The sequence below is a fragment of the Streptomyces sp. NPDC060205 genome (genome assembly GCF_042728395.1).
GTDB lineage: Bacteria > Actinomycetota > Actinomycetes > Streptomycetales > Streptomycetaceae > Streptomyces.
In genome coordinates, this window is record NZ_JBHWZP010000505.1 from 1 (window position 1) to 4835 (window position 4835).

General features: G+C 70.3%; 2 protein-coding genes. One reads left to right on the forward strand and one right to left on the reverse strand.

Annotation, left to right across the window (positions count from 1 at the left end):
* Positions 1-137 precede the first annotated feature (137 nt).
* The gene (locus ACFWGJ_RS41955) at positions 138-905 is read right to left on the reverse strand and encodes an IclR family transcriptional regulator (protein WP_387334214.1); all 768 of its coding nucleotides are present in this window, start codon (positions 903-905) and stop codon (positions 138-140) included.
* A 271-nt stretch (positions 906-1176) separates the two neighbouring features.
* Between ACFWGJ_RS41955 and metH the strand changes: the two genes are divergently transcribed.
* A complete protein-coding gene (gene metH, locus ACFWGJ_RS41960) occupies positions 1177-4704 on the forward strand; it encodes a methionine synthase (RefSeq protein WP_387334215.1) in 3528 nt (1175 codons plus the stop codon).
* The last annotated feature ends 131 nt before the right edge of the window (positions 4705-4835 follow it).

The following is a 4835-nucleotide window of genomic DNA, read 5'->3' on the forward strand; positions in this document are numbered from 1 at the left end:
GCACACCGCGTGCGAGCAGGAACGTTCCGTGGCCGGCAGGGCACGAAGAAGGCCGGTACGTCGACGACGTACCGGCCTTCTTCCCACGATCGGGGACCCGGACTCGGCCGCGCCCCACTCGGGGCCACCGCGGGGCCTCAGAACCGCCCGGCGCCCAGGTCCCTCGACACCGAGCGGGCGCAGTCGCGCACGGCGGCGATCAGCTCGGGACGCAGCCCGCCGTCCTTGTCGCAGACCCGCTCCACCGCCCCCGTGACCCCCACCGCGCCGACGGGCATCCGCCGCTGGTTGTGGATCGGCGCCGCCACCGAGGCGACCCCCGTCCAGGTCTCCTCGACATCGGCCGCGTACCCGCGCGCGCGGGTCAGGTCCAGGACGTGCTCGAACGCCTCCGGAGCGCTGACCGTGTGCGCCGTGAACTCCTCGCGCTCGGCCTCCAGGGCCTCACTGTGCGCCACCGGGTCGTACGCCGACAGGACCTTGCCCAGCGCCGTGGAGTGCAGGGGCTGCATGGCCCCCACCTCCAGCACCTGCCGGCTGTCGTCGGGCCGGAACACGTGGTGCACGATCAGCACGCCCTGCTGGTGCAGCACCCCCAGATATACGCTCTCGCCGCTGGAGCGGGCCAGGTCGTCGGTCCACACCAGGGCGCGCGCCCGCAGCTCGTGCACGTCGAGATAGGTCGTGCCCAGGCGCAGCAGCTCCGCGCCCAGCTGGTAGCGGCCGGAAGGCCCGTCCTGCTCGACGAAACCCTCCTGCTGCAGTGTGCGCAGGATCCCGTGGGCCGTGCCCTTCGCCAGGCCCAGCGACGAGGCGATGTCCGACAGGCCGAGCCGTCGCTCCCCGCCCGCGAGCAGCCGCAGCATCGCGGCCGCCCGTTCGAGCGACTGGATGTTCCGTGCCATCGCCGTCGTGCCCTCCGTCCCCTTGGACCGTCGGTCGCCGCTTCGCTGCCACCGTTCGGCAATGTCGAACATTACCGCTCGCCGCCGACCTCCCGCTAATGGGCGGTCGTGATGAGTTGCGAACGCATCCAACCCGACGCCGGCAACGGATCGCGCGTCCGTCCCGTGGACGCTCCCGCCCCTCCGGTGCCGCCGCGGGCTACCCTGACGGCGTGCGCCTTCCACAAGAAGCGCAAAGCCGACAGCCGTCGCACCCCAGGGAGCATCTTCCATGGCCTCGTTGCCGAACCCGTCCCTTCCGTCCGAGTCGGCCTACAGCCGGGCTCGAACCGACGCCCTCCGCGAGGCGCTCGCCACCCGCGTGGTGGTGGCCGACGGCGCGATGGGCACCATGCTCCAGGCACAGGACCCCACCCTTGAGGACTTCGAGAATCTTGAGGGCTGCAACGAGATCCTGAACCTCACCCGCCCCGACATCGTGCGCTCCGTCCACGAGGAATATTTCTCCGTGGGCGTCGACTGCGTCGAGACCAACACCTTCGGCGCCAACCACGCCGCCCTCGCCGAGTACGACATCGCCGAACGCGTCCACGAACTCTCCGAAGCGGGCGCCCGCATCGCCCGCGAGGTCGCCGACGAGTTCACCGCCTCCACCGGACAGCAGCGCTGGGTGCTGGGCTCCATGGGCCCCGGCACCAAACTGCCGACCCTCGGCCACGCCCCGTACACCCTGCTGCGCGACGCCTACCAGCAGAACGCCGAAGGCATGATCGCCGGCGGCGCCGACGCGCTGCTCGTGGAGACCACCCAGGACCTGCTGCAGACCAAGGCGTCCGTGCTCGGTGCCCGCCGCGCCCTGGACACCCTCGGCGTGGACCTGCCGCTGATCGTCTCCGTGACCGTCGAGACCACCGGCACCATGCTCCTCGGTTCGGAGATCGGCGCCGCGCTCACCGCTCTCGAACCGCTCGGCATCGACATGATCGGCCTGAACTGCGCCACCGGGCCCGCCGAGATGAGCGAGCACCTGCGCTACCTGGCCCGCCACTCCCGCATCCCGCTGTCCTGCATGCCCAACGCCGGCCTCCCCGTCCTCGGCAAGAACGGCGCCCACTACCCGCTGACCGCCCCCGAACTCGCCGACGCCCAGGAAACCTTCGTCACCGAGTACGGCCTGTCCCTGATCGGCGGCTGCTGCGGCACCACCCCCGAGCACCTGCGCCAGGTCGTCGAGCGCGTACGGGACCTGACACCGGCCCGCCGCGACCCGCGCCCCGAGCCCGGCGCCGCCTCGCTCTACCAGAGTGTGCCGTTCCGCCAGGACACCTCCTACATGGCGATCGGCGAGCGCACCAACGCCAACGGCTCCAAGAAGTTCCGCGAGGCCATGCTGGAGGCCCGCTGGGACGACTGCGTCGAGATCGCCCGCGACCAGATCCGCGAGGGCGCCCACATGCTCGACCTGTGCGTCGACTATGTGGGCCGCGACGGCGTCGCCGACATGCAGGAACTGGCAGGACGCTTCGCCACCGCCTCCACCCTGCCGATCGTCCTGGACTCCACCGAGGTCGACGTCATCCGCGCCGGCCTGGAGAAGCTCGGCGGGCGCGCGGTCATCAACTCCGTCAACTACGAGGACGGCGACGGCCCCGACTCGCGCTTCGCGAAGGTCACCCGGCTCGCACAGGAACACGGCGCCGCGCTCATCGCCCTGACCATCGACGAGGAGGGCCAGGCCCGCACCCCCGAGCACAAGGTCGCGATCGCCGAACGGCTCATCGCCGACCTCACCGGCAACTGGGGCATCCACGAGTCGGACATCCTCATCGACACCCTGACCTTCACCATCTGCACCGGCCAGGAGGAGTCCCGCGGCGACGGCATCGCCACCATCGAGGCCATCCGGCAGCTCAAGCAGCGCCACCCCGACGTCCAGACCACCCTCGGCCTGTCGAACATCTCCTTCGGCCTCAACCCGGCCGCGCGCGTCCTGCTCAACTCGGTCTTCCTCGACGAGTGCGTCAAGGCCGGCCTCGACTCGGCGATCGTGCACGCCTCGAAGATCCTGCCGATCGCCCGCTTCACCGAGGAGGAGGTCACCACCGCACTCGACCTCATCCACGACCGCCGCCGCGAGGGCTACGACCCGCTCCAGAAGCTGATGGCCCTCTTCGAGGGCGCCACCACCAAGTCCCTCAAGGCCGGCCGCGCCGAGGAACTGGCGGCCCTGCCCCTCAACGAGCGGCTCAAGCGCCGCATCATCGACGGCGAGAAGAACGGCCTCGAACAGGACCTCGACGACGCCCTCCTGGAGCGCCCCGCGCTCGACATCGTCAACGAGACCCTCCTCGACGGCATGAAGGTCGTCGGCGAACTGTTCGGCTCCGGCCAGATGCAACTGCCGTTCGTGCTCCAGTCCGCCGAGGTCATGAAGACCGCGGTGGCCCACCTGGAACCGCACATGGAGAAGACCGACGACGACGGCAAGGGCACCATCGTGCTCGCCACCGTGCGCGGCGACGTCCACGACATCGGCAAGAACCTCGTCGACATCATCCTGTCCAACAACGGCTACACCGTCGTCAACCTCGGCATCAAGCAGCCCGTCTCCGCGATCCTGGAAGCCGCCCAGGAACACCGCGCCGACGTCATCGGCATGTCGGGACTCCTGGTCAAGTCCACGGTGATCATGAAGGAGAATCTGGAGGAGCTCAACCAGCGCAAGATGGCCGCCGACTACCCGGTCATCCTCGGCGGCGCCGCCCTCACCCGCGCGTACGTCGAACAGGACCTCCACGAGATCTACGAGGGCGAGGTCCGCTACGCCCGCGACGCGTTCGAGGGCCTGCGCCTGATGGACGCGCTCATCGCGGTCAAGCGCGGCGTGCCCGGCGCCACCCTGCCGGAGCTGAAGCAGCGCCGGGTGCGGGCCACCGCGCAGACGGTCGTCGAGGAACGCCCGGAGGAGGGCGCGGCCCGCTCGGACGTGGCCGTCGACAACCCGGTCCCCACCCCGCCCTTCTGGGGCACCCGCGTCATCAAGGGCATCCAGCTCAAGGAGTACGCGACCTGGCTCGACGAGGGCGCGCTGTTCAAGGGCCAGTGGGGCCTCAAGCAGGCCCGCACGGGCGACGGGCCCACCTACGAGGAGCTGGTGGAGACCGAGGGCCGGCCGCGCCTGCGCGGCCTCCTGGACCAGCTGCAGACGGGCAACCTCCTCGAAGCGGCGGTCGTATACGGCTACTTCCCGTGCGTCTCCAAGGACGACGACCTGATCCTCCTGGACGACCAGGGCAACGAACGCACCCGCTTCACCTTCCCGCGCCAGCGCCGCGGACGCCGGCTGTGCCTGGCCGACTTCTTCCGCCCGGAGGAGTCCGGCGAGACGGACGTCGTGGGCCTCCAGGTCGTCACCGTCGGCTCCCGGATCGGCGAGGAGACGGCGAAGCTCTTCGAGGCGAACTCCTACCGCGACTACCTCGAACTGCACGGCCTGTCCGTGCAGCTGGCCGAGGCACTGGCCGAGTACTGGCACGCGCGCGTGCGCTCCGAACTCGGCTTCGCGGGCGACGACCCCACCGAGATGGAGGACATGTTCGCGCTCAAGTACCGCGGCGCGCGCTTCTCCCTCGGCTACGGCGCCTGCCCCGACCTGGAGGACCGCGCGAAGATCGCCCGGCTGCTGGAACCGGAGCGCATCGGCGTCCACCTGTCGGAGGAGTTCCAGCTCCACCCGGAACAGTCCACGGACGCGATCGTGATCCACCACCCCGAGGCGAAGTACTTCAACGCCCGTTGAACTGGGTGCGTGGACGGGTGCGGGCCCGTCGTGGTTGCTCGCGCAGTTCCCCGCGCCCCTCAAGACAAAGACAAAAGACTGCGCCGTTCCCCGCGCCCCTGGGTGGGACGGGGCGCAGCCCCTCCCCGAGG

What these genes read in the sequence shown, in the direction of transcription:
- metH (WP_387334215.1), top strand. Translation starts at nt 1,177, where the DNA reads ATGGCCTCGTTGCCGAACCCGTCCCTTCCGTCCGAGTCGGCCTACAGC.
- ACFWGJ_RS41955 (WP_387334214.1), bottom strand. Translation starts at nt 905, where the DNA reads ATGGCACGGAACATCCAGTCGCTCGAACGGGCGGCCGCGATGCTGCGG.